General features: G+C 72.8%; 21 protein-coding genes. 11 read left to right on the forward strand and 10 right to left on the reverse strand.

The window, feature by feature from the left end:
* A partial coding sequence (locus tag E1286_RS22060; protein ID WP_342776244.1) for an MFS transporter occupies positions 1 to 1,386 on the reverse strand: 1,386 nt, incomplete at its 3' end.
* Positions 1,387 to 1,535: 149 nt separating this feature from the next.
* Between E1286_RS22060 and E1286_RS22065 the strand changes: the two genes are divergently transcribed.
* The gene (locus E1286_RS22065) at positions 1,536 to 1,988 is read left to right on the forward strand and encodes a MarR family winged helix-turn-helix transcriptional regulator (protein ID WP_246075037.1); all 453 of its coding nucleotides are present in this window, start codon (positions 1,536 to 1,538) and stop codon (positions 1,986 to 1,988) included.
* Between the two features lies 1 nt (position 1,989).
* Here E1286_RS22065 and E1286_RS22070 read toward each other — a convergent pair whose 3' ends face one another.
* Positions 1,990 to 2,445 (reverse strand): MarR family winged helix-turn-helix transcriptional regulator, encoded by a 456-nt coding sequence (locus E1286_RS22070; protein ID WP_132615338.1) that lies wholly within the window; start codon positions 2,443 to 2,445, stop codon positions 1,990 to 1,992.
* Positions 2,446 to 2,622: 177 nt separating this feature from the next.
* On the opposite strand from E1286_RS22070, the gene E1286_RS48885 reads away from it, so the two are divergent.
* Complete coding sequence (locus tag E1286_RS48885; RefSeq protein WP_223190240.1) at positions 2,623 to 2,775, forward strand: AraC family transcriptional regulator; 153 nt, start codon at positions 2,623 to 2,625, stop codon at positions 2,773 to 2,775.
* A 4-nt stretch (positions 2,776 to 2,779) separates the two neighbouring features.
* Here E1286_RS48885 and E1286_RS22080 read toward each other — a convergent pair whose 3' ends face one another.
* Positions 2,780 to 4,801, reverse strand: a complete 2,022-nt coding sequence (locus E1286_RS22080; protein WP_165969846.1) for a SpoIIE family protein phosphatase — start codon at positions 4,799 to 4,801, stop codon at positions 2,780 to 2,782.
* Positions 4,802 to 5,137: 336 nt separating this feature from the next.
* Here E1286_RS22080 and E1286_RS22085 point away from each other — a divergent pair, with 336 nt between their 5' ends.
* Positions 5,138 to 5,836: a TetR/AcrR family transcriptional regulator gene (locus E1286_RS22085; RefSeq protein WP_132615341.1), complete on the forward strand. Its 699-nt coding sequence runs from the start codon at positions 5,138 to 5,140 to the stop codon at positions 5,834 to 5,836.
* A gap of 122 nt (positions 5,837 to 5,958) precedes the next feature.
* Complete coding sequence (locus tag E1286_RS22090) at positions 5,959 to 6,849, forward strand: LLM class F420-dependent oxidoreductase (protein ID WP_132615342.1); 891 nt, start codon at positions 5,959 to 5,961, stop codon at positions 6,847 to 6,849.
* A gap of 67 nt (positions 6,850 to 6,916) precedes the next feature.
* On the opposite strand, the gene E1286_RS22095 is transcribed toward E1286_RS22090, so the two are convergent.
* On the reverse strand, positions 6,917 to 8,362 hold the full coding sequence (locus tag E1286_RS22095; RefSeq protein ID WP_132615343.1) for an MFS transporter: 1,446 nt from the start codon (positions 8,360 to 8,362) through the stop codon (positions 6,917 to 6,919).
* Positions 8,363 to 8,433: 71 nt separating this feature from the next.
* Positions 8,434 to 8,922, reverse strand: coding sequence for a MarR family winged helix-turn-helix transcriptional regulator (locus tag E1286_RS22100; RefSeq protein WP_132615344.1), 489 nt, complete (start codon positions 8,920 to 8,922; stop codon positions 8,434 to 8,436).
* A 155-nt stretch (positions 8,923 to 9,077) separates the two neighbouring features.
* Here E1286_RS22100 and E1286_RS22105 point away from each other — a divergent pair, with 155 nt between their 5' ends.
* A complete protein-coding gene (locus E1286_RS22105) occupies positions 9,078 to 11,075 on the forward strand; it encodes a SpoIIE family protein phosphatase (RefSeq protein WP_165969847.1) in 1,998 nt (665 codons plus the stop codon).
* Positions 11,076 to 11,113: 38 nt separating this feature from the next.
* On the opposite strand, the gene E1286_RS22110 is transcribed toward E1286_RS22105, so the two are convergent.
* Both E1286_RS22110 and E1286_RS22115 read right to left on the reverse strand, forming a co-directional pair.
* The gene (locus E1286_RS22110; protein WP_132615346.1) at positions 11,114 to 11,944 is read right to left on the reverse strand and encodes an alpha/beta fold hydrolase; all 831 of its coding nucleotides are present in this window, start codon (positions 11,942 to 11,944) and stop codon (positions 11,114 to 11,116) included.
* Positions 11,945 to 12,068: 124 nt separating this feature from the next.
* The gene (locus E1286_RS22115) at positions 12,069 to 14,861 is read right to left on the reverse strand and encodes a helix-turn-helix transcriptional regulator (protein WP_132615347.1); all 2,793 of its coding nucleotides are present in this window, start codon (positions 14,859 to 14,861) and stop codon (positions 12,069 to 12,071) included.
* A gap of 122 nt (positions 14,862 to 14,983) precedes the next feature.
* On the opposite strand from E1286_RS22115, the gene E1286_RS22120 reads away from it, so the two are divergent.
* From E1286_RS22120 to E1286_RS22140, 5 genes are all read left to right on the forward strand, one after another.
* Positions 14,984 to 15,520: a (2Fe-2S)-binding protein gene (locus tag E1286_RS22120; RefSeq protein WP_132615348.1), complete on the forward strand. Its 537-nt coding sequence runs from the start codon at positions 14,984 to 14,986 to the stop codon at positions 15,518 to 15,520.
* The gene (locus E1286_RS22125) at positions 15,517 to 16,509 is read left to right on the forward strand and encodes an FAD binding domain-containing protein (protein ID WP_132615349.1); all 993 of its coding nucleotides are present in this window, start codon (positions 15,517 to 15,519) and stop codon (positions 16,507 to 16,509) included. Before E1286_RS22120 ends, E1286_RS22125 begins: the two co-directional genes overlap by 4 nt.
* On the forward strand, positions 16,506 to 18,752 hold the full coding sequence (locus E1286_RS22130) for a xanthine dehydrogenase family protein molybdopterin-binding subunit (protein WP_132615350.1): 2,247 nt from the start codon (positions 16,506 to 16,508) through the stop codon (positions 18,750 to 18,752). The genes E1286_RS22125 and E1286_RS22130 overlap by 4 nt, the downstream gene beginning before the upstream one ends.
* Positions 18,749 to 19,834: a hypothetical protein gene (locus E1286_RS22135; RefSeq protein ID WP_132615351.1), complete on the forward strand. Its 1,086-nt coding sequence runs from the start codon at positions 18,749 to 18,751 to the stop codon at positions 19,832 to 19,834. The genes E1286_RS22130 and E1286_RS22135 overlap by 4 nt, the downstream gene beginning before the upstream one ends.
* A gap of 293 nt (positions 19,835 to 20,127) precedes the next feature.
* Positions 20,128 to 21,009: an alpha/beta fold hydrolase gene (locus E1286_RS22140; RefSeq protein ID WP_132615352.1), complete on the forward strand. Its 882-nt coding sequence runs from the start codon at positions 20,128 to 20,130 to the stop codon at positions 21,007 to 21,009.
* Positions 21,010 to 21,246: 237 nt separating this feature from the next.
* Here E1286_RS22140 and E1286_RS22145 read toward each other — a convergent pair whose 3' ends face one another.
* Positions 21,247 to 21,834 carry a TetR/AcrR family transcriptional regulator gene (locus E1286_RS22145; RefSeq protein WP_132615353.1) on the reverse strand — a complete coding sequence of 196 codons (588 nt, stop codon included), beginning with the start codon at positions 21,832 to 21,834 and terminating at the stop codon, positions 21,247 to 21,249.
* 97 nt (positions 21,835 to 21,931) lie between these two features.
* Between E1286_RS22145 and E1286_RS22150 the strand changes: the two genes are divergently transcribed.
* Complete coding sequence (locus tag E1286_RS22150) at positions 21,932 to 22,966, forward strand: NAD(P)-dependent alcohol dehydrogenase (protein ID WP_132615354.1); 1,035 nt, start codon at positions 21,932 to 21,934, stop codon at positions 22,964 to 22,966.
* Here the strand turns inward: E1286_RS22150 and E1286_RS22155 are convergent.
* Both E1286_RS22155 and E1286_RS22160 read right to left on the reverse strand, forming a co-directional pair.
* Positions 22,930 to 23,427, reverse strand: coding sequence for an ATP-binding protein (locus E1286_RS22155; protein WP_223190242.1), 498 nt, complete (start codon positions 23,425 to 23,427; stop codon positions 22,930 to 22,932). The genes E1286_RS22150 and E1286_RS22155 overlap by 37 nt on opposite strands.
* A complete protein-coding gene (locus E1286_RS22160) occupies positions 23,424 to 24,227 on the reverse strand; it encodes a universal stress protein (RefSeq protein ID WP_132615355.1) in 804 nt (267 codons plus the stop codon). The genes E1286_RS22155 and E1286_RS22160 overlap by 4 nt, the downstream gene beginning before the upstream one ends.
* Positions 24,228 to 24,389: the final 162 nt, after the last annotated feature.

Genomic DNA, 24,389 nt, shown 5'->3' on the forward strand with positions numbered 1-24,389 from the left:
GACAGGGGCGGGGACGGGGGCGGACGCGGGCTCGGGCTGTTCCGCCTCCGCCTTCGGCTTCGGCAGCGTCAGCGTGACCAGCGCGGCCGCCAGGGCGACGGCGCAGCCGATCAGCAGGGCCGTACGGAACCCCGACTCCGACGGCAGCGTGCGACCGCCCATCGTGATGGTCATCTGAGCCAGCACGACGCCGACCACGGCGGCCGACACGGACGTGCCGATGGAGCGCATCAGGGTGTTGAAGCTGTTGGCGGAGGCGGTCTCCGTCTTGGGCACCGCGCTCATGATCAGCGCGGGCATCGCGCCGTACGCCAGGCCGACGCCCATGCTGCCGACGGCGGCGGCGATCATCAAGCCCCAGGACCAGTCCATCAGGGCGAGCGCGGCGCCGTAACCGACGGCGATGACCAGCGCGCCGGCGAACAGGCTAGTCTTCGGGCCCCGGGCGGCCGACAGCCGGGCGCCGAAGGAGGAGACGGCCATCATCATCAGGCCGGACGGCGCCAGCCACAGGCCGGCCGCCAGCATCGACTGGCCCAGCCCGTAACCGGTCGCGGCCGGCAGCTGCAGGATCTGCATGAGGACGAGCGACTGCGCGTACATGGCGAAGCCGACCAGGATCGAGGCCAGGTTGGTGAGCAGCACCTGCGGACGGGCGGTGAGCCGCAGGTCCACCAGCGGGTCGCGGACGCGCAGCTCCCACAGCGCCCACAGCAGCGCGATCACCACCGCGGCGCCGAGCAGCGCGAGGGTGGTGCCGCTCCCCCAGCCCCAGTCGGCGCCCTTGGAGACGCCCAGCAGCAGGCTGACCAGCGCCGCCCCCAGGCCGAGCGCCCCGAGCAGGTCGAGGCGGCCTGCCTGCTCACGCGCGGGCGTGGCCGGCACGAGCAGCCAGATCAGCACGGCGACCAGCGCGCTCAGCGCGGCCGAGCCCCAGAACAGGATGCGCCAGTCGGCGTACTCGGCGACGGCCGCGGAGATGGGCAGCCCGAGCGCGCCGCCGATGCCCATGGAAGAGCTCATCAGCGCGATGGCCGGGCCGACGCGCTGGGGCGGCAGCAGGTCGCGCAGCGCGCTGACGCCGAGCGGGATCATGCCCACGCCCAGGCCCTGCAGGCCGCGGCCGACGATCACCGGGATCAGCGAGCCGCCCAGCGCGCACACCACCGACCCGGCGACGAGCGGGATGGAGCAGACGAGCATCATGCGCCGCTTGCCGTACATGTCGCCGAGCTTGCCGATCACGGGGGTGGCGACCGCACCCACGAGCAGCGTCGCGGTGAGCACCCAGGAGGTGTCGGCCGCCGAGGCGTTGAGCAGGTGTGGCAGCTCGCCGACCAGCGGCACCACCAAGGTCTGCATGAGTGAGCCGGCGATGCCGGCCACCGCGAGCACACTGACGATCCCGCCGCCAGACCGTGCACTGGGCGCAGAATGCACCAGATGTCCCCTTCGTCCCGTTTATGCCGATTGCACCATACACATGTTATGTTTCATGCACAACGAGTGCACGATACACATCACCTGCATCCCAGATGAGAGAGACCCCCATGTCGCTGCCCCGCCAGATCGAGTACGAGACCATGCTGCTCTGCCGGCATCGCGACCTGGCCGTGGACGGCGGACGCCTGGAGCGCAGCGCGTACGTCCTGCTCAGCCGCCTGCGCGCCGAGGGAGCGATGTCGATCGGGCAGCTCAGCGAGGCGTTCGGGGTGGCCAGGTCGACGATCCACCGGCAGATCACCGCCGCGCACTGCGCGGGGCTGGTGGATCGCATCCCCGACCCCGACGGCGGGCTGGCCAGAAAGTTCCGGGTCTCCCCCGAGGGTGAACGCCGCCTGCTGGAGGAGCGCGAACGCATCCTACGCGGCCTGGAACGCGTGCTCGCCGACTGGCCCCCCGAGGACGCCGCGGCCTTCGCGGGCTACCTCAAGCGCTTCAACGGCAGCGTCGAGGACATCTCCGGGCAGCGCTGGCCCCGCCCATGACTCACGGGCGCGGCCAGGTACGCCCTTCCAGCCGCTCGATGTCGGAGTTGAACCGCCTGAGGTAGGCGGCGAACGCGGCGACGTCTTCGTGCGGCCAGTCGGCCAGCACCTTCTCCAGGCTCCGGACGTTCTGCTCGCGCTCCACGCGCAGCCGGTGTTCGCCCTCCGCGGTGACGCGGAACTTGCGGGCGATGCCGCCCTCCGGGTCGGGGATGCGCTCGACCAGGCCCGCGCGCAGCATCGCGGAGGTCTGCCGGTTGAGTGTGGAGGGGTCGAGCCGGAAGGCGTCGCTGAGCTGCCCGATCGACATCGGGCCCGTCAGCTCCAGGCGGCTCAGCAGGATGTACGCGCTGCGCTCCAGGTGGCCGCCGTCATCGCGGAGCCGGGGCGCGGTCAGGGCGCGGTGCCGGCCGAGCAGCATGGTCTCGTACTCGATCGAGCGTGTGGACGAGTCCATGGACGGTCTCCCTCCCGCTCGGGCATGCATCGTACATATCGTGTGTATCGAACACACTATATGGAGCGCGCATATCACTGCTCAGGCCTGCGATGCCGGCGCGGATCCCCAGGCGGGCCGGGACGAGGCCGGTGCCCGCCGGGAGACGATCATAAGCCCGGGGCCGCCGGCTGGAACGTGCCAGGAGCGAGCTCGCGGCCGGCCGTCTCGGAGCTCGCGGCCCGCTGGCACTTCACCGACGGCAGCCACTTCACCCGGACGTTCAAGCAGCGCTACGGCGAGACCCCGACCCAGTACGCCCGCAGGACACGCGCCGGGCGGGCGGAGTAGCGGCTCAGCGGGTGCGGGCCACCAGCAGCGCGACGTCGTCCTCGGCCGCGCGCCCGCCGACCATGATGTCGATCACGCTGGTGCACAGGCGTTCCAGCGGGAGATCGGCGCAGCCGGCCAGGGCGGCGCGCAGGCGGGCCATGCCCGCGTCGAGGTCGTCCTCGCGCCGCTCGATCAGGCCGTCGGTGTAGAGGGCGACCAGGGCGCCGGCGGGCAGCTCGACGTCGAAGGACTCGTGCGTGGCCTCCAGGTTCAGCCCGACCGGCGGGCCGGTGGGCCCGCCGGGGAACGTGACCCGGCCGTCGGGGCCGACGACCGCGGGCGGCGGATGCCCGGCCGTGGCCATGGTGCAGCGCCGGGTGGCGGGGTCGTAGACCGCGTACAGGCAGGTGGAGCCCAGGATGGGGAGCGGGGCGCCGTCGGCGCCGACGTCCTGCTCGTGCAGCCGTGAGATCAGGTTGTCCAGCTGGGTGAGCAGCTCGCCGGGCGGCATGTCCATGTAGGCGAGCGTGCGGACGGCGGTGCGGACCCGGCCCATGGTGGCCGCGGCGTTGATGCCGTGCCCGGTCACGTCGCCGACGACCAGGGCGATCCGGCCGCCGCTCAGCGGGATCGTGTCGTACCAGTCGCCTCCGACGCCTCCGTGGGCGCCGGAGGGCAGGTAGCGGTAGGCCACGTCGAGGGCGTCGCCGCCGGAGAGCCGGCGCGGTAGCAGGTTGCGCTGCAGGGCGAGCGCGGCGGTGCGCTCGCGCGTGTAGCGGCGGGCGCTGTCCAGGCTGAGCGCGGCGCGGGCGACGAGCTCCTCGGCCAGCAGCAGGTCGTCGCGGGTGAACGGGGCCGGGTTGCGGCTGCGGACGAACGCGGTCACCCCGAGCGTCTCCCCGCGTGCCCGGAGCGGGACGACCATCAGGCTGTGTATTCCGGCGTCGTACACCGTCCTGGCACGGGCGGGGTCATGGTCGAGCCAGGTGCCCGGCGAGGTGTCCAGCTCGGGCTCGAAGTGGGCGTGTCCCGACGACAGGACCCGCGTCCACGGGGAGTCCGGCGGCACGAACACCGCCTCGCCCCGCTCCCAGGGCGATTCGGGCAGTCCCGGGGAGATCGAGGCCGCGCCCGCGCGGCGGAAGACGGGGACGTTCAGGTCCATGCCGCCCAGGCGCTCCAGTGGGACCTCCTCCGGCAGCATCGACTCGACGAGGTCCACCGCGGCGTAGTCGGCCAGCGCCGGCACGGCGAACTCGGCCAGCTCCTGGGCGGTCTGCCTGACGTCGAGCGAGGTGCCGATGCGCGCGCTCGCCTCCACGACCATGGCCAGCCGCTCGCGGGCCAGGCTCTGTGTGATGTCGATGGCCAGCGAGCAGACGCCGACCGGGTGCCCGTCCACGCCTTCGAGGCGGAAGAACGAGACCGACAGGGTGCGCTGCCCGAGCCCGTCCGACGAGGGCCAGTGCACCTCGTTGTCGACCACGGGAGCGCCGTCGGCGAGCACCTTCCGCAGCACGCGGTGGATCTGCTCGTTGCCGCGCGCCGGCGCGCAGTCCGCGGCCGGGGTCGTGAGCGAACCCTCCTGCAGGGCCCAGGCCCGTACGTTGCGCCAGACGCAGCGCAGCTCGCGGTCCCAGATCCACATCGCCACCGGAGAGCGCTGGATCAGCGGCTCCACCACCGAGCCGGCAGTGGGGTCCGTGGACGCCGGCCGCGCCGACAGCACCCAGGTGGGCCTGCCCTCCAGGGTGGTGAGCCGGTGGCCCTGGAGATGCAGCATGACCGGGTGGCCGGCGCTGTGGCGGGCCTCGGCCAGGCCCGACCAGCGGTCGAGGTGGCCGTACTGCCGGGTCCAGGCCGACAGCCGCTCGCGGTGGTCGCCCGGGGTGAGCAGGACCGCCCCGGAGCGGCCCACGACGTCGGACGCGCGGTAGCCGAGGAGCCGCTCGGCCGCTCGCGTCCAGGCGATCACGGTGCCGTGGATGTCGATGACGGCGGTCGCCGGGGCCGCTCCACACCTGACGGGCGGAGTTGCGGACATATCAGTATCCATCCGTACTTATGGAGAAACATCGCGTCGATCTCTGTCATGCGGCCGTCTCACGGGACGGCCGGATCGACACCGGGGAACGAGACGAGGAGAGCGTCGCCGCCCTCCTCGTACGCTGCCGGATGCGCCTCTCCGCGCCGTGCCTACGTGAGCCGCGCGCCGCGCCCGGTCCGCCGGAACATCGCCGGCCCTGTGCGCGCCTGAGGTCCCACGAAGACACACCCCCGATGTCATGTCGCGCCGCATGAACCCCCGTTCGCGGCATATCGACGCTAACGCCGGGTATGTTACCAAATGTACCGTTACGGCGCTACCATCCGAATCGATATGATCGCTACCCTGACGACCCGCGAGAGGTTGCTCTTCGCGGCGGCGAAGCTGCTGGCGAGCGGCGGGCGCGAGGCTGTCTCCACCCGGGCCGTGTGTGCCGCGGTCGGCGTTCAGGCGCCGACCCTCTACCGGCTGTTCGGCGACAAGGACGGCCTGCTCGAAGCGGTCGCCGCCCACGGCCTGCGCGAGTACCTGGCGAGCAAGCAGGCGCTCCCCGAGACCGACGACCCGGTCGACGACCTGCGCCGGCTCTGGAACATACACGTCGACTTCGGCCTGTCCCGGCCCGCCTTCTACACGCTCACGTTCGGCGACGGCGGGCCGGCGAAGGACTCTCCGACGCGGCGGGAGATCATGGCCAGTCTGCGGCACCGCATCGCCCGCGTCGGCGAGGCCGGCCGGCTGCGCATGAGCGTCGACCGGGCCACGTACCTCTTCCACGCCACCGGCATGGGGGTCGTGCTCACACTGCTGTCGGTGCCGCCCGACGCGCGCGACCCCGGCCTGTCGCCGACCGCCCGCGAGCAGGCCCTGCGTACGATCTCGACCGGCGGGCCCCCGCCGCCCGACCGCACGGCCGCCGGCCGGGCCGCCGCTCTGCGTGAGACGCTGCGCGGCACCGCCGACGTCCCCCTGACCGCCACCGAACGCGCCCTGCTCGCCGAATGGCTCGACCGCATCGCGAACAACTCGTGAGGGCGGCGTCCCGCGGCCCTTGATCGCTTACGATGCGGGTCTGGTGCGGATCATCCCGGGGCTGGAGGGCGGGGCGCCCGGCGCACCATCCCACTGGACAGGAAAGGGGCTGTGGTCAGGACATGGACGCTGTGACGCGGGAGTCGTTCGGGCGGGTAGGGATCTGGACCTGGGCGCTGCGCAGCACGACGGCCGGCGAGGCGCGGCGCGCCGAGATCGCCGAGGCCGTCGCCGAGCTGGAGGAGCTGGGGTACGGGACGGTCTGGCTGGGCGGCAGCCCGTCGATCGCCGACGCCGCGGCCGTGACGCGGGCCACCGAGCGCGTCACCGTCGCCACCGGGATCCTGAGCATCTGGGACTTCACCGCGCAGGAGGCGGCCGAGCAGGTCGCCGCACTGGAGGAGGAGTCGCCGGGCAGGTTCGTGCTGGGGCTCGGGGCCAGCCACGCGATCGTGACGCCGAAGTACGCCAAGCCGTACTCGAACATGGTGCGTTACCTCGACGAGCTCGACGCCGCGCCGGTGCCGGTGGGCCGGGAGCGGCGGCTGATCGCGGCGCTCGGGCCGAAGATGCTCGCGCTGGCCGCGGAGCGGTCGCTGGGGGCGCACCCGTACCTGGTGACGGCCGAGCACACGGCGTACGCGCGTTCCGTCATGGGGCCGCAGGCTTTGCTGGCGCCGGAGGTGAAGGTCGTCCTCGACACCGACCTGGAGCGGGCCAGGGCGCGGGCACGCGCGGTGATCGAGCCGTACCTGGGGCTGCCCAACTACACCAACAACCTGCTGCGGCACGGCTTCGAGCAGTCCGATCTGGCCGACGGCGGGAGCGACCGGCTGGTGGAGGCGCTGTGCTCGCTGGGCGGCGCCGAACGGGCCGCGGCGCGGATCGAGGAGCACCTGAAGGCCGGCGCCGACCACGTGACCGTGCAGGTCGTGGTGGACGGCGGCCCGCAGGACAGCGCCCTGCCCCGCGCCGAGTGGCGTGAGCTGGCCGCCGCGCTCTCCCTCTCCTGATCTCCCGGACACGCGGCGACGCCCGGCGCACCGATGGTGTGCCGGGCGTCGCGGTGTGTACGGCCCGTCAGGAGGTCACCTCGGCGAGCCTGCCGTCGCCGGCGGCGGGGGTCCGGGGCGCGGGGCGGCGCAGGACGAACAGGGCCACCGCGAAGGCCGCGGTCAGGAGGCCGGCGGCGATGGCGAAGGCCAGGCGGTAGCCGCCGGTCAGCGCGGCCGGCTCACCGGCTCCTGCGGCCAGCAGTTCCCCGGTACGCGAGGCGGCCATCGTGGACAGCACGGCCACGCCGATCGCCATGCCGACCTGCTGGGTGGTGTTGAACAGCCCGGAGGCCAGGCCGGCGTCGCTCTCCCGCGCTCCCGACATGCCGAGCGCGGCCAGCGCCGGCAGCACCAGGCCGCCGCCCGCGATGAGCACCATCGGCGGGAGCAGGTGGGTGACGTACCCGGCGTCCGGGGTGACCCGGGTGAGCAGCAGCATCGCCGTGACGAGCAGCGCCAGGCCGGTCATCAGGACGGCACGGGCGCCGAAACGGGCGCTGAGCCGGGCCGAGGCGAACAACGAGATCGAGCCGATGAGCAGCGCGGCCGGCAACATCGCCAGCCCGGTCTCCAGGGCGCCGTAGCCGAGCACCCGCTGCATGTAGAGGGCGACGAGCACCTGGAAGGCGAACATCCCCGACAGGGCCAGCATCTGGGCGAGGTTCGCCCCGGCCACGTTGCGGGAGCGCAGGACGCGCAGCGGCATGAGCGGGGTCGCCGCGGTGGCCTGCCGGGCGACGAACGCCGCCAGCAGCACCAGTGACACCGCGCCCAGCCCCAGCGTGCGCCCGGACAGCCAGCCGTGCTCCTCGACCTGGACGACCGTGTAGATGCCGAGCATCAGGCCGGCGGTGACCAGCACGGCCCCGGCGACGTCCGCGCCGCCCGACAGTCCGATCCCCCGGTCCCCGGGCAGCACCCGCAGCGCGAGCGCGATGGTGACCGCCCCGATCGGCACGTTGATGAAGAAGATCCACGGCCAGCTGAGCGCGTCGGTGAGCAGCCCGCCCAGCACCTGGCCGATCGAGGCGCCGGCCGCGCCGGTGAAGCTGAAGATCGCGATCGCCTTGCCCCGCTCCACGGGGTCGGTGAACAGCGTCACGAGGATGCCCAGCACGACCGCGGAGGCCAGCGCGCTGCCCACGCCTTGCAGGAGGCGGGCGGCGATCAGCATGCCGGGGCCGGTGGCCGCGCCCGCCAGCAGCGAGGCGGCCGTGAAGACGACGTTCCCGGTCAGGAACATCGTGCGGCGGCCGATCAGGTCGCCGAGCCGCCCGGCCAGCAGCAGCAACCCGCCGAAGGGGATCAGGTAGGCGTTGACGATCCAGCTCAGCCCGGCGGCCGAGAAGCCGAGGTCCTGCTGGATGGCGGGCATGGCCACCGTCACGATGCTGCCGTCCAGGATCGTCATCAGCCCCGTCGCGGACAGCACGGCGAGTGCCGTCCAGCGCGAGCTCCGTACGTACGACATGGTCTCTCCCGTCTCAAGTCGACAAGAGAGACCGTAGCAGATAGTTCTGTTGTAGATGATTTTTTACGGATCTACTTCGTGCGCTCCCGCGCCCGGCGGGCCGGCTGCGCACCCTCGACGGGAGTGGCGAGATGGCCGCCGACCAGGCGGTTCAGGGCGCGGACGAGCACCTCGCGCTCGTCGCCGGGCAGCGACCCCAGCGCGGCGCGGTGCACGCCGTCGACGACCTCCTGACTGCGGCGGGCGATCCGCGCCCCCGCTTCGGTCACCGCGATGATCCGCGCCCGCCGGTCGGTGCTGGACGGCCGGCGCTCGGCGTAGCCGGCCTTCTCCAGCGCGTCGACGGTCACCACCATCGTGGTCTTGTCCATGTCGCCCAGCCCGGCGAGCTGGATCTGGGTGCGCTCCTCCTCCAGGGCATGCACCAGCACGCAGTGCATCCGGGGCGTGAGCCCGATCTCGGCCAGCGCCGCCGTCATCTGGGTGCGCAGCACATGGCTGGTGTGGTCGAGCAGGAAGGACAGGTCGGTTTCGGTACGCGCGGGAGCCATCGCCGTCATGTCTCCAGCCTACCCAGTGGTCCCGGTGCGGATTATCCGCGAAGGAACTACCTGAGGCTCATAGGCCCTTTTTATGGATGATTGACCGTTATGTCCACTATGGCGTAGCGTCGCATCGCAGGATGATGACGCGCTCCCATCAGGAAGAGGGAGACATGGGCGTACCTGACACCACCGGGCATGACGCGGAACTGCCCGCGATCGCCATCATCGACTCCGACGGAACCTTGATCGGCTGGACCCGAGCCGCCGAACGGCTGCTCGGCTACCGCGCCGCCGACGTCGTGGGCCGTTCCGGCGCGCTGCTGCTCACTCCCGGCGACCACCACGAGCGGTTGTCGGCCTGGGCCCGTCAGAACGCCGACCTCGACCGCTGGTCGGGCCTGGCCGAGATCCGCCATCGCGCCGGCCACCCGATCCTGCTGCACGTCCAGGGCCATCGGCTGGCCGCATCGGCGCACAGGGGCGCATGGCTGCTGTCGGCGAACACGGCCGTCGGCGCCCATCCCGCCGTCTCCGTCCTGGAACCGCTGGTCAACCGCTCACCCGCAGCCCTGTGGATCTGGGACGGCGACCTGCGCCGCGTCTGGTGCAACGGGCCGGCCCAGCGGATGGAAACGCTCCTGCTGCGCAGCGGAGCCGGCGACCTGCCGGCGTTCGGCAACGTGGGAAGCGGGGCGTTGATGCGTCGGGTGCTCTCCGACGGCATCCCCGTGATCGACGCCGAGATACACCGCCCGGCGGTGGACGGGCAGGGCGACCATGTGCTGTCCATGTCGGTCTTCCGCCTCGACGGCGTGGACGGCCAGCCGATCGGCGTGTGCACACTGGCCATCGACGTCACGCAGAGCCTGGCCCGCAAGCGGCTCGCGCTGCTCATCGAGGCGAGCGGGCGCATCGGCACCACGCTGGACGTCTGCAAGACCGCGCAGGAGCTGGCCGACCTGGCCATGCCGACCCTGGCCGACTACATCACGGTGGACCTCTCCGAGGCCGTGGTGCCGAGCGAGGAGCCGCCGCTGCGGCCCCCGGAGGGGATGCTCACCCCGGCCTTCCGCCGGGCGGGAATGGCGTCCATCCACAAGTCGTTGCCGGAGACGCTCTGGCGGCCGGGGGTTCCGGTCATCGTGCCGCTGGCGGCTCCGCAGGCCGAGGTCCTGTACTCGGGACGCTCCCATCTGGATCCCGAGCTGGACCTCTCGCCGGGGACCTGGCTCGACCACGATCCCGACCGCGCCCGCCTGGCCCGCGAGACCGGGATGCACAGCGTGATGATCGTCCCGGTGCTCGCCAGGGGCGAGATCCTGGGCATCACCGTGTTCGTGCGCAGCCAGAACCCGGCCCCGTTCACCCCTGACGACCTGGTGCTCGCCGAGCAGCTCGTCGCCCGCGCCGCGCTCAGCCTGGACAGCGCCCGCCGCTACACCCGCGAGCGTGACACCGCCCGCGCCCTGCAGCGGCATCTCCTGCCGCGCAGCCTGTCGGGCTGCGACGCCGTCGAGTTGGCCGCCCGTTACCTCGCCTCCGACGTGTACGAGGGCGTCGGAGGCGGCTGGTTCGACGCGATCTCGCTGCCCCGCGGGCGGATCGCACTGACCGTCGGCGACGTCAGCGGGCGGGGCGTCAACGCCGCGGCCACGATGGGCCGCATGCGCACCGCCATCCGCACACTGGCCTCCGTGGACCTGCCGCCCGATGAGCTGCTCACCCACCTCGACGAGCTGACCACGCTCCAGAACTCCGACCCGGACCTGTTCATCAGCGCCGCCTGCCTGTACGCGGTCTACGACCCGGCCACCCGCCGCTTCGTCGTGGCGGCGGCGGCCAACCCGCCTCCCGCGATCGTCTGCCCGGGCGGGGAGGCCACGTTCGCCCGCCTCAGCACCGGCGCCTCGATCGGGCTCGGCCTCGGCCGCTACGAGGCCCTCGACCTGGAGCTGCCCGTGGGATCGCTGATCGTGCTGCACACCGAGGGCCTGGTCGAGAAGCGCGACGGCGGCGACCCGCGCACCGGTCCGGAACGGCTGAGAGCCGCCCTGAGCGCGGCGCCGCACCCGCTGGAGCAGCTGTGCACCAGCGTGATCGACACCATGATGGGCGGCTCATGCAGCGGCGAGGACGACGTCGCGCTCCTCGTGGCCCGCACACGCTGACCGGCCGCCGGCCCCCCGCCGGCGGCCGGAGTCCTGAATTACTTGAGGAAGTCGAGCAGCGCGGCGTTGACCTCGTCGGGGTGCGTCCAGCCGATGGCGTGCGGGCCGCCGGGGATCTCCTCGTAGCGCAGGCCCGCGATGAGGGCGGGCAGCCGCCTGCCGGTGCTGTCGATGGGCAGGATGCGGTCGTCGTCGCCCTGCACCACCAGCACCGGCACGTCGAGCTTCGGCAGGTCGGCGCGGAAGTCGGTCAGCCAGGTGCCGACGCACTTGAGCGTGCCGATCGCGGAGGCGCCCACGGCGACGTTCCAGCTGAGCTGCCAGGCCTGCTCGCTGATCCGGGTGCCGCCCAAGGTGTCGACGTTGTAGAAGTCGTCGAGGAACGCCTTCAGGAACGCCGGCCGGTCCGCGACGATGGCCTGCTCGATGCCTTCGAACACGCCGCTGTCGACGCCCTCGGGGTTGTCGTCCGTCTTGCGCAGGAACGGCTGCAGCGGCGCCAGCAGCACGGCCCTGCTCACCCGCTCGGAGCCGTAGGCGCCCAGGTAGCGCACGACTTCGCCGCTGCCCATGGAGAACCCGACGAGGGTGACGTCACGCAGGTCGAGCCGGTCGATGAGCGCCTTGAGGTCGGCGGCGAAGGTGTCGTAGTCGTAGCCGGTGACCGGCTGGCTGGACTTGCCGAACCCGCGCCGGTCGTAGGTGATCACCCGGTGTCCGGCGTCCAGCAGCGCGGGCACCTGCTTCTCCCAGGAGGCGCCGTTGAGCGGGAAGCCGTGGATGAGGATGACCGGGCGGCCGGAGCCGTGGTCCTCGTAGTAGAGCTCGATGGGACCGGAGTTCTCCTCGCCGACCTTGATGTACGGCATATGTGGTCCTTCTCCGTTCGGTGGATGGCGATCGTCGGCGGCTCTCCGCTGAGCCACGGCTTCATGGTCCTCGGACGAGCAGGACCGCCCATCGGTCAAATGACTGTATCCACGACCACACCGCTCAGAACGCGACGTCGTCCCTGTTCAGCTTATCGCCCAGCGCGTCGCGCAGCGCGGCACGCGAGGTGATGCCGAGCTTCGGGAAGACACGGTAGAGGTGGGCGCTGATGGTGCGCGGCGACAGGTGCAGGCGCTGCGCGATCTGCTTGTTGGTCAGGCCGGTGGCGGCGAGGTGGGCGATCTGCCGTTCCTGCGGGGTGAGGCCCTCATGCGGCGGCGACTGGCCCGTGGCGCGCAGCTCGTTGCGGGCGCGCTCGGCCCACGGCCGCGCGCCGAGGCGTTCGAACGTCTCCAGCGCCTGCGCCAGCTGGGTCCGCGCCCGGTGGATGGCGCGGGTGCGGCGGCAGTGCTCCCCGTAGGCCAGGCGGATCCTGGCCAGGTCGAACGGCCAGCGTTCCGCGCCGGGCACGGCGAGCGCGCGCTCGAAGCGGGCGTCGGCCTCGGCGGCGGGCGCGGAGACGGCCGCCGCCCCCTCGACGGCCAGGGCGAGCCGCGCCGACATGTCGGTGAACCCGGCCTCCCGCATCGCGGCGACGTGCCGGCGGGCCTCGGCGGGCCGGCCGCTGCCGACCGCCGCCTCGACGAGCACCGGCGCGGCCCACATGACGAGCGGGACGTAACGGGCGAGCACACCGGGCGGGCTGATGGAGGCCAGGTCCTGGTAGGCCGCCTCGGCGTCTCCCCTGCCGAGCGCCGCCAGGGCGCGCACGTACCGGGCGTAGAACAGGACCTTGCCCGCACGGCGGGGCGTCCCCCAGCGGACCATCTTGTCGGCCAGCGCCAGCGCGGTCTCCTCGTCGCCCCGCTGCGCGGCCAGGATCGCCTGGACGAACCAGAGCGGCCACTCCAGCAGCAGGTAGCCGTGCCGGCGGCACAGCCGCAGCCCCTCCTCGGCCAGCTGGGCGGACTCGTCCCACTGGCCGATGAGCAGGTCGTCGAGGCTGAGGCTGATGAGCGCGCCGATGGCCGAGGTGACCGCACCGCCGTCGCGCCCGTCGCGGACGACCCGCCACAGCGCCTCCCGGCAGCACTGCATCCGGTCGTAGAAGAAGCCGGAACGGCCGATCCACACGATCCGGTCCTGGTCGGCCTCCTCCGGGAATCGGCTGATGAGGTCGTCCAGCTCCGCCAGCGTGGCGGGCGTGGCGTGCGCGGGGTCGGCGAAGATCGCCGTGCACACCGCGAGCACCTCGGGCGGCCGCGGCGTCAGCCGGGCGACGATGGCCTGGAACGGCTCCCACAGCTCGGGGCGCGGGCCGGCGGAGAAGCACACGAGCAGCATGGTGAACAGCGCCTCGACCAGCGCGTGGTCGTCGGCGCGGAGCTCGCCGCCGCGCGCCTCGATCGCCCCCATCAGCAGCCGGTACGCCGTGTCGGCGTCGCCCTCTCCGTTGATCAGCAGGTACGCGGTCGCGACCGCCGCCTCCAGCGACCTGTCCAGCCCCGGGTCGGCCCGGCGCGCGTCGACGAGCAGGCGCGGCACGTCCCGCAGCCCGCCGGTCACGTTCGCCCCGACGTACGCGGCCTCGGCCAGCCGCCGGCTGCGGTCGGCGCTGCGCGGGCTGAGGTCGGCGGCGCGCAGCAGCGCGGCCACGGCGCCGGCCGCGTCGCCGCAGCGCAGCGCCCGGCGGGAGACCTGTTCCAGCAGCGCGGCCACCCGCTCGTCGGCGCCGATCGTGGCGTCGGCCAGCTGCCAGGCCTGGCGTTCCGGCTGGTCGGCCAGGGCGTCGGCGAGCGCCCGGCGGGCGCGGCGGCGCTCGGCCTCGGTGAAGAAGTTCACCACCGTGGAGCGGACGACGGGATGCCGGAAGATCAGCCGCCTGGTGGCCAGGTCGACCCCGGCCAGCCCGGCCCGCTCGGCGGGGCCAAGCTCCTCCAGGCAGCCGCCGGTCGCCGCCTCCAGCACGCCCAGGTCGCCCGTGCTGTCGAGGGCCGCGAGCAGCAGCAGCCGGCAGGTCCTGGCCGGCAGGTCGGCGATGCGGGAGGTGAACAGCGTCTGGAGCCGCTGGCTGAGCGGCAGCACCTCGGGCAGCGCCTCGTCGCCGGCGCGCTGCAGGTCGCTCAGCACCTGCGGCAGCTCCACGAGCACGAGCGGGTTGCCCTGCGCCTCGGCGATCACCCGCCGCCGCACGGGCTCGGCCAGGCCGGGGAATCGGACGCCGAGCAGGCCGTCGGCGGCGGCGCCGTCGAGCGGGCGCACCTCGTGCTCGGGCAGCCCGCCGCGGTCGAAGAAGGTGTCCGGCCCCAGCCGGGAGGCGGCGATCAGGCCGACCCGGCTGCCGGCCAGCCGGCGCGCCATGAACCCCAGCACCCCCGCGCTGGAGCGGTCGAGCCAGTGCAGGTCGTCGACGACGATCAGCAGCGGACAGTCCTCGGCCACCTGCCGCAGCAGCGTCAGCGCGGCGGTGGACACGGTGAGGCGGTCGGCCATGGTGCCCTCGCCGAAGCCCAGCGCTAACGACAGCGCGGAGCGCTGCGCCAGGCTGAGCCGGTCGACGTGGTCCTGGTAGACCGGGAAGAGCAGCTGGTTCAGCCCCGAGAACGCGATGTCGGCCTCGAACTCCACGCCGGCCACGCGCAGCACCCGGGTGCCGCACCCCGCCGCGGCGCGTGCCGCGGCCTCCAGCAGCACGGTCTTGCCCACGCCCGGCTCACCCGACAACACCAGGGCGGCGCCGTCCTCCGCGGCGCGTTCCAGGAAGTCCCGGATGAGCGTGAGCTCCGTGTCCCGTCCGACCGGCCCCTTGAGCTCGCCGGACAGGCGTTGATCAACATATTCCCCGACATCGTTCATTCCGGTCGCCCCCCGCGCGATCGCAACGTGAACAGGTTACGGCGGCTCATCCCCAATGCAGTAATCAAATGTGGTCATTTGACTTAAGTCCCCACGAAACCATCGCACACAGACTTCGACCCATGGGTATCGACCTCACCGCCGAAGCGGCTTCCCGCCACCAAGCGCCGACCGTGCGCGGTCCGTCCGAGGAGCCCGTCGTCCTGACGATCAACGGTACGCACCACACGGTCGGCCTCGAACCCCGCGTGAGCCTGCTCGACGCGCTGCGCGACCGGCTGGGCCTCACCGGCTCCAAGAAGGGCTGCGACCAGGGCACCTGCGGCGCCTGCACGGTCTGGGTGGACGGCCGGCGGGTGCTCGCCTGCCTGACCCTGGCGATCGCGTGCGAGGGCCGGCAGGTCACCACGATCGAGGGCCTGGCCGCCGACGGGGAGCCGCACCCGATGCAGCGCGCGTTCGTCGAGCACGACGCCTTCCAGTGCGGCTACTGCACCCCGGGTCAGATCATGTCGGCCATCGCCCTGATCGAGGAGGGCAACGCCGAGACCGACGAGGACATCGCCGAGTTCATGAGCGGCAACATCTGCCGCTGCGCCGCCTACCCGGGCATCCGCCAGGCGATCAAGGACGTACGCGACGCGCGGGAGCGCCCGTGAGACCACTCGGCTACGCCCGCGTCAGCACGGTCGCCGAGGCCGTGGAGATCGTCGCCACAGACCCGGCCGGCGCCTTCCTGGCCGGCGGCACCACCGAGATCGACCTGGTCCGCCTCGGGGTCGCCCGGCCCGACCTGCTGGTCGACATCAACGACCTGCCTCTGCACGACATCGACGACCTGCCCGGCGGCGGCGTGCGGATCGGCGCGCTGGCCCGCATGAGCGAGGTCGCCCGCACGCCGGCGATCGCCGGCCGCTACCCGGGCGTCGCGCAGGCTCTCCTGCTCGGCGCCTCCCAGCAGCTGCGCAACATGGCCTCGATGGGCGGCAACCTGTGCCAGCGCACGCGCTGCGCGTACTTCAGGGACGGCGTCTCGCCGTGCAACAAGCGGGAGCCGGGCACCGGCTGCTCGGCCCTGGACGGGCTCAACCGCGGCCACGCCATCCTCGGCACGAGCGAGCACTGCGTCGCCACCCACCCGTCCGACGTGGCCGTCGCGCTCGTCGCCTTCGACGCGGTCGTGCACACGGCCGGGCCGGGCGGCGTCCGCCGCATCCCGATCGACGACTTCTACCTGATGCCCGGCGACACGCCGGACCGGGAGAACCCGCTGCGGCACGGCGAGCTGATCACCGCGATCGACCTGCCGCCGGCCGGCATCGCGGAGCGGTCGGTCTACCTGAAGTTCCGCGACCGTCAGTCGTACGAGTTCGCGCTCGTCTCGGTCTGCGCGGCGGTGCGCGTGGAGGACGGCATCGTCACCGAGGCACGCGTGGCGCTCGGCGGCGTCGGCACCAAGCCCTGGCGCGCCCGCCTCGCCGAGCAGCACCTGCTCGGGGTGCCCGCCACCGCCGAGTCGTACGCCGCCGCGGCCGCGTACGAGCTGAGCGCGGCGGTCCCGCGGCGGCACAACGCGTTCAAGGTGGAGCTCGCTCAGCGGGCGATCGTCCGCGGCCTGACCCAGGCCGCGCGGGGAGGTATGCGATGAACACCGCGATCGGCCGGCCCGTCGACCGGGTCGACAGCCAGGCCAAGGTCACCGGCGGCGCCCGCTACACGGCGGAGATCTCCCTGCCCGGCCTGACGTACGCGGCCGTCGTGGGAGCGCGGATCCCGAGCGGCCGGGTGGAGGCCGTGGACGCCTCCCGCGCGCTCGCCGCGGGAGGCGTGCTGGCCGTCCTCACCCACGAGAACCTTCCGGAGATCGCGGGGCAGCCACACCTGCTGCCGTCGCTGCTCGGCGCCGCCGCGCCCGGCCAGAGCTTCTTCCCGATGCAGGACGCGGCCGTGCACTACGCCGGCCAACCGGTCGCACTGGTCGTCGCCGAGAGCCACGAGCAGGCCCAGTACGCCGCCTCGCTGGTGGACGTGACCTACCGGCGCGAGCCGTCGATCACCTCCATCGACGAGGGCCGCGACCGGGTGTACGAGGCGCAGCGGCTGTTCGGCGGGCTCATGCCCGGCCGCGACGAGCGCGGCGACGTCGAGACGGCGCTGGCCGAGGCGCCGGTGCGCATCGAGGCCGGCTACCGGTTCGCCGCCAACCACCACAACGCGCTCGAGCCGCCGGCCACCACGGCGGTGTGGCAGGACGGCCGGCTGACCCTCTACGACTCGACGATGGGCATCCGCGCCACCCAGCTGACCGTGGCGCACCTGCTCGGGCTGCCGTTGTCGCACGTCCGGGTCATCACGCACTTCGTCGGCGGCGGCTTCGGCTCGAAGGCGATGACCTGGCCGCACGTGACGCTCGCCGCGATGGCCGCACGGCACGTCGGCAGGCCCGTACGGCTGGCGCTCACCCGGGCGCAGACGTACACCTCCAACGGGCACCGCGAGGAGCAGGAGCAGTCGATCTCGCTCGGCGCGACCCGGGACGGGCGGCTGACCGCGATCCGCCACCACAAGCTCTCGATCACCTCCCGCTTCGACGACTGGGCCGAGCCGGCGACCGGGGTGTCCTCCCAGCTGTACGACGTCGAGCACTACGAGGGCGTGCACAGCCTGATCCAGGGCAACACGATGACGCCGACGTTCACCCGCGGGCCCGGTGAGACACTGGGCGTCTTCACGCTGGAGACCGCGATGGACGAGCTCGCGTACGAGCTCGGCGTCGACCCGGTGGAGCTGCGGCTGCGCAACCACGCCGGCGCCGACCCGCGCGGCAATCCCTGGTCGAGCGACGGACTGGCCGAATGCCTGCGCCTCGGCGCGGAGCGGTTCGGCTGGCACGGGCGCGACCCGAGGCCGCGCGCCCGCCGGGACGGCGACTGGCTGATCGGCACCGGGATGGCCGCGGCGGCGTACCCGGTGGCGTTCTTCATGCCGGAGCAGCGCGCCCGCGCCCGCGTGTACGAGGACGGCAGCGCGGTCGTGCAGACCGGCACTCAGGAGTTCGGCACGGGGGTGCTGACCGTGGCCACGCAGGTCGCCGCCGACGCGCTCGGCCTGCCCCTGGAGTCCGTACGGTTCGAGGCGGGCGACACCGACCTGCCGAACACCTCGGCCGCGGTGGGCTCGGCCGGCGCCGGCATGGTGAGCGCCGCCGTGCACGCCGCCGCGACGGCGCTGCGCGACCGGCTCGTCGCGATGGCGGTCGCCGACGCGGCCTCGCCGCTACACGGCGCGGATCCGGCGGCCGTGGACGTCGCCGACGGGCGGATGCGGCTGCGCGACCGGCCAGGGACCGGGGAGTCCTACGCCGACCTGATGATCCGCCACCGGCTGGCGGACACCGAGGCGGTGGGCAGCTGGACGCCGCCGCCGCTGGACACCCCGCACGGCCTGCTGACCTTCGGCGCCCAGTTCGCCGAGGTCGCCGTGGATCCGGACCTCGGCCTGGTCCGGGTCCGGCGCATGGTCGGCGTGTTCGCGCCGGGACGGGTGCTGAACCCCAAGCTGGCGCGCAGCCAGCTCGTGGGCGGCATGGTGTGGGGTCTGAGCCAGGCGCTGCTCGAAGGCAACGAGATGGACACCCGCCACGGCCGCTGGGGCGCGAGCAACCTCGGAGAGTACCTCGTGCCGGTCAACGCCGACATCCCGGAGATCACCGTCGAGTTCGTCGAGGTCGAGGACGACGTCGTGCCGCTCGGGATCAAGGGTGTGGGCGAGATCGGCCAGGTGGGGGCCGCCGCGGCCGTGGCCAACGCGGTCTTCCACGCGACCGGGCGCCGCCTGCGGCGGCTGCCGCTCGCCGCCGAGCTCGTCATGGACCCGCCCGCGTCCTCATGAGCGACGTCCCTCTGCCCGACCGCCCTCTCCTCACCGCCCACCGGCGTCCCCACCTCGACGCGGAGCTGTGGCGGCACGCCCGCCAGCCGGGTCTCGGCCTGATCGGGCTGGTGCTCGTGCTGCCGGTGGCCGTCCTGCTCTCCGTCGGCGTGGGCGGCCCCGAGGGGTCGGTGCTGGTGCTCGGCCCGCTGATCACGTTCTCGCTGCCGGTGGTGGCGATGATCGCGTTCTGGTGGGAGGACTGGCCCGGCTCCAGCCTGCGCCCCGGTTGGTCGGGACCGGCCGACACGCTGGTGATCGCGTTCGCCGGGATCCTGCTGACCATGCTCGCCCAGGCCGTGGTCGACCGGCCCGACCTGCGCGGCGTCTTCGATCCCACCCCCGGAGCGGGGCATGCGGCCACGTTCCCGGCCACCATGTCGATCGGGGGCGGCGCCTTCGTCGCGATGCTGCAGATCACCTTCGCCTGGGAGGGCTGGCCGCTGCGGCGCCTCGGCAGGATCGCCTCGGGGGCGTGCGCGCTGGCGGTGGCGTGGGCGGCGGCCCTGGTGGTGCACTTCGCGGTCGAGCGCGGCGGGTTGTTGAGCGGCTCGGAGCTGGGGGCGCTGCTCGTGCTCACCGGGCTCTGGCAGGTCGGGATCTACGTCGTCTGGCGCGGCTGGCCGTTCGCCGGGCTCGGCCGGCGGTGGGTGCGGATCCTGTCGGCCAACGTCGTCGTCGTGGGCGGGGCCTTACTGACGTACGCGGCCGTGCACGTCGCGGGCGAGGTGCGCACGGACGTCATCACCGCCGTGGCTGGGCAGCTCATCGCCGCGGGGCTCGTGGTCGGGATCCTGTTCGAGGGGTGGCTGCAGTCGCGCCTGCCGCCCGCGGCCGAGCGCGTCGTCTCCCTCGCCGCCGTGATCGTGCTCGCCGCCGTCCTGTCGTTCGCGCTGGAGGCGTACGCGGCCACGCTCGCGTGGGACAGAGCGACCGCCGACGACTGGGTCGGCCACGTCGGGCTCAACGCCCTCGGCCTCGCCGTCATCCTGCACGTCGCGATAGCCCGCCGCTGGCCCTTCACCTCGGGCTCCCCCTCCTGAGTCGGCGACTCCCTCTGGCCGGCCGCACGCTGACGGAGTCGAACGCGCGCGGCGCTGCACCCGGCGAAGCCGCGGTGCACCGTTGGCACGAACGGCACGATCGGCAGCGCCGCTCCCTCACCGCGCTGGTGGCACCCGTCCACCGTCAGTAGTTCATTCGGAATTCACCAAAAGGGCGAATGGGACAAACAGCCATAAAGATACTCTTTCGTACGCGCTGTCCGGACAGCATGTTCGATGACCATCAGGAAGGGCCTGATGGCGCGGCATGCCGGGCGTAGGGGGAAAGAGACATGGAAGCTGAGAACAAAGCACCGAATGATGGCGGCCTCTCTCGGCGACGGACGCTGGGGCTGTTCGGCGGGGTCGGCGCCGGGGCCGCGGCCGCGGTGCTGACCAGCACCGCGGCGCGTGCTACTGCTCTCACACACGGAGGAAGCGGGCATTCGGGGCATTCATCCCCGACGTACGTCCTGATTCCCGGCGCCTGGCACGGCGCCTGGGCCTGGGAGCCGGTGGCGAAGCGTCTGCGCGCGGCCGGCCGTCGCGCGGTGGCCCTCACCCTTCCCGGCCTCGGCTATGAGGACGATCCCGCCGGGTTGCGGCTTGAGGACGCGATCGACCATGTGGTCCGCCAGGTCAAGAAGCTCTCCAGCAAGAACGTGATCATGGTCTGCCACAGCTGGGGCGGTTACCCGACGACTGGGGCCGCTGCTCGCCTGCGGAACCAAGTCACCGAGGTCATCTACTTCAGCGCCTACGTTCCCCGGCCCAACACGTCATCCGTGGCGGAGAACCCGCCGGAGGTCCGGGCTCTCATCGAGCAGATAATCTCGTCCTCTCCGGGCCGGGCCTGGACGGCCGGCCTTGAGGATGTCGTCAAGCCGCTGCTCCTGCAGGGATTCCCGGAGGAGGCCCAGCGCATGCTCCTCGAATTGCTGACCCCGCAGCCCGGCGCCTACATGCTGGATGTCCTGCGTGCGCCTCTGGTGACCGATCTCGGGATCCGCGCGCGGTACCTGCTCGCCGGGAACGACACGGCCCTGCCGCGACCGGGAGCCGAGTTCGCCGCACGCCTCGGGCTCAAGCCGGAGATCATCCCTGGTCTGACCCATGAAGGGATGATCACCCACCCTGACGAGGTCGCCCAGGCCGTACTTCGAGCGAACGCGTAGCTGCTGGAACCATAGGAACGGCACCACTCCGTTCGGGTGGTGCCACGTTCGTTCCTGGCACCAGGCGTCGGTGGGGGATCATCGACGCACGGCGGCGATGGGAATGAGCCGCACGAAGGGTCCCTCCTTCCGGCCGGTGCTTGAGCCGTCGCAGGTTGCGGCGTTCCCGCAGAGTCGCTCGACTCTTCTGGCCGGCCTCCGGCGCGGCCCGTCGTCACATGGATCCAGTCCAGGGCCTCAGCCGGTCATCACGGCGCGTCGGACGCTTTCGCGGAGCAGGGCGCGGCGGCGTTCGTGCAGCTCGGCGGGCTCGGCGGCGGTGGCGGCATAGACGTTGCTGACCGGCGACCAGGCCATGGACATCGCGATGACCAGGGCCATCACGTCGAACGGGTCGCCGGGGCGCACGATGCCCGCCGCCTGGGCCTCTGCGACGGCGCGCAGCTTGGGGTCGTCGAGACGATCGGCCTCCTCGACGAGATGGCCGGCCGGGCGGCGCTCCAGGCGGGCCCAGGTGGCCAGCCGGATGAGGTCGGGGCGGCGCAGGTATTCGTCGTAGAGGCGCACGGCCCAGTCGGCGAGGTCGGTGCCGTCGATCGGCACGACGTTCATGATCCGTTCCAGCGAGCCGAGGAAGATCGCGTCGAACAGCCCTTCCTTGCTGCCGAAGTAGGCGTAGAGCTGCGCCTTGTTCGTACGGGCGGCGGCGACGATGCGTTCGATGCGCGCCCCGGCGATGCCGTGCTCGGCGAACTCGCGGGTCGCCACCTCGAGGATGCGCTTGCGGGTGGCGGCGCCACGGGAGGTCAGCTGCTGGTCGACCATGCCCGCCAGGCTACCAAACAGACCATTCGGTTTGCTTGCCGTTCGAAGCGAGGCTAGTGTCAAACAGACCGAACAGTCTGTTTATAGGAGTCTCCCCATGAGGACCACAGTGGGCTGGCGAGCGGACGGCCCCACGACGCCGCTGCGGCGGGCGTCCCTCGAACGGCGCGACCTGCGTCCCGACGACCTCGCCGTACGGGTGGACTACTGCGGCGTCTGCCACAGCGATCTGCACGCCGTGGCCTCCCATCCCGGCGGCGCGCTGGTGCCGGGCCACGAGTTCACCGGGGTCGTGACCGAGGTCGGCCCGGACGTCACCGGCTTCGCCCCCGGCGACCCGGTCGCGGTCGGCAACATCGTCGACTCGTGCGGCGTGTGCCCCATGTGCCGGGCCGGCCAGGAGAACTTCTGCCACGAGTTCCCGACCCTGACCTACGGCGGCACCGACCGCCACGACGGATCGACCACCCTGGGCGGCTACTCCCGCGAGTACGTCGTCCGCGACCGGTTCGCCTACCGCCTGCCCGCCGGTCTCGACCCCGCCGGCATGGCCCCGCTGCTCTGCGCCGGGATCACCGTCTGGGAGCCGCTACGCGCCCTCGGCGTGGGGCCGGACACCCGCGTCGCCGTAGCGGGGCTCGGCGGCCTGGGGCACCTCGCGGTCAAGCTCGCCGTCGCGCTCGGCGCCGAGACCACGGTCATCAGCCGATCGCCCGACAAGGCGGACGACGCCCGCCGTCTCGGCGCCCACGACCTTCTCGTGTCCACGGATGCGGCCCGGATGGCCGACGCCCGAGACCGGTTCGACGTCGTCATCGACACCACCTCCGCCGACCACGACCTCGGCCCGTACCTGCGGCTCGTCGCCATGGACGGGACGCTCAGCCAGGTCGGCCACCTCGGCCCGGTCACCGTGCAGACCACCGACCTGCTGATCGGGCGCAAGAAGCTCAGCTCGGCGGGCAGCGGCGGCCGGCCCGCGACCGCCGCCCTGCTGGACTTCTGCGCCGAGCATGGCGTCATCGCCGACATCGAGCTGCTGCCCTCGGCTCAGGTGAACGAGGCGTTCGACCGCCTCCGGCGCAACGACGTCCGCTACCGGTTCGTCCTCGACCTGTCGGACTTGTCCTGATCGGCCAGCTCCTCGTCCGTGACGGTGAAGCCGCCGCGGCCGTCGAAGGTCACGGTGCGCACGGCGTCGAACCCGTCCGACCGGCGCGGGCGGCGCAGCCGCCGGAACGTGGCCCGTACGCCGGCCTCCGGCACCCGCGACCGCCCGAGGCGCAGCAGGTTGCGGGCCAGGGAACCGGCCAGGTCGGGCGGGAACCAGTAGGCCACCACGCGGGCGCCGCGCTCCTTGGCCGGCACGACGAGCGGGCTCCACTCCTCGGGAGAGGGGTTGGTGTTGTCCACGGCGACGTCGCGGCCCCGCTCCAGCGCCTCCGCGACGAGCCTGAGCTGGCGCCGCTGACGGTGGCGGGCGTTGGGGAAGGCGTCCTTGCTCACGTGGACGTGCGTCTCCGCCAGCCGGCGGCGGTAGAACGTGCTCTTGCCCGACGCCTGCAGCCCCACGAGCACGGCCACCTCGCTCACGCGCGCACGACCGCGACCGGGCAGGTGACGTGGCGCAGCACGCCGTGGCTGACCGAGCCGAGCACCGCCGCGGCCAGCCCGCCGCGGCCGTGCGAGCCCACCACGACCAGGTCGGCCGTCTCGGAGATCCGGGTCAGGGCCGGCACGGGGTGGTCGCGCGGCTGGTCGTCGGTGATGATCAGGCCGGGGTTGCGCTCCCGCCACGGCTGGACCCGGGCGCGCGCCGTCTCCAGCTCCGCGCGTACGGCCTCCTCGATGAGGTCGTCGTAGGCCGGCGCATACGGGGCCGGCACCGGCACCGGCCAGGCCGTGACCACGTGCAGCTGCGCCAGGCGGGACCGGGCCTGCTCGACGGCGAACTCCATGGCCGCCTCCGCCTGCTCGGAGCCGTCGTAGCCGACGACGACCCGGCCGTACTCGACGACGCGGGGGCCGCGGACGACGACGACCGGCGCGTGCGCGTGCCCGGCCACGCCCATGCTGACCGAGCCGGCCACCATCCCGGCGAACCCGCCGCGCCCCCGGCTGCCCACCACGAGCGTGTCGGCCTGCGAGGAGGCGGCGATGAGCTCGCCGACGACGTTCCCGGTACGCGACTCCGCGGTGACGGCGACGCCGCCGGTCAGAGCGTGTGCCCGGGCGGCGGCGTCCTCCAGCAGGCCGGCGCTCTCTTCCGCGGGCTCGCCCACGTGCACGATCAACAGGTCGAGCTCGCGCCGCCGGGCGTCGGCGGCGGCCCACTCCACGGCCGCCACGGCCGGCGCGGACCCGTCGAAGCCGACCACGATCCGTCTGGACATCGCCCACCCCCTCACGAGGAGAAGTGCTCCCTTACAGCCTCGCAAAGCCGGCGCCCGCTGCGCAGGTCAGGCCCGCCCCTGGCGCCACCCCGTTGATCGCTGTCAGCGTCGGAGGCGGTGCGCCGGGAAGTCTGGTCGGCAGGTCCCCCGTTCCCGACCGCG

The sequence above is a fragment of the Nonomuraea terrae genome (assembly GCF_004348995.1).
GTDB classification, from domain to species: Bacteria; Actinomycetota; Actinomycetes; order Streptosporangiales; family Streptosporangiaceae; genus Nonomuraea; species Nonomuraea terrae.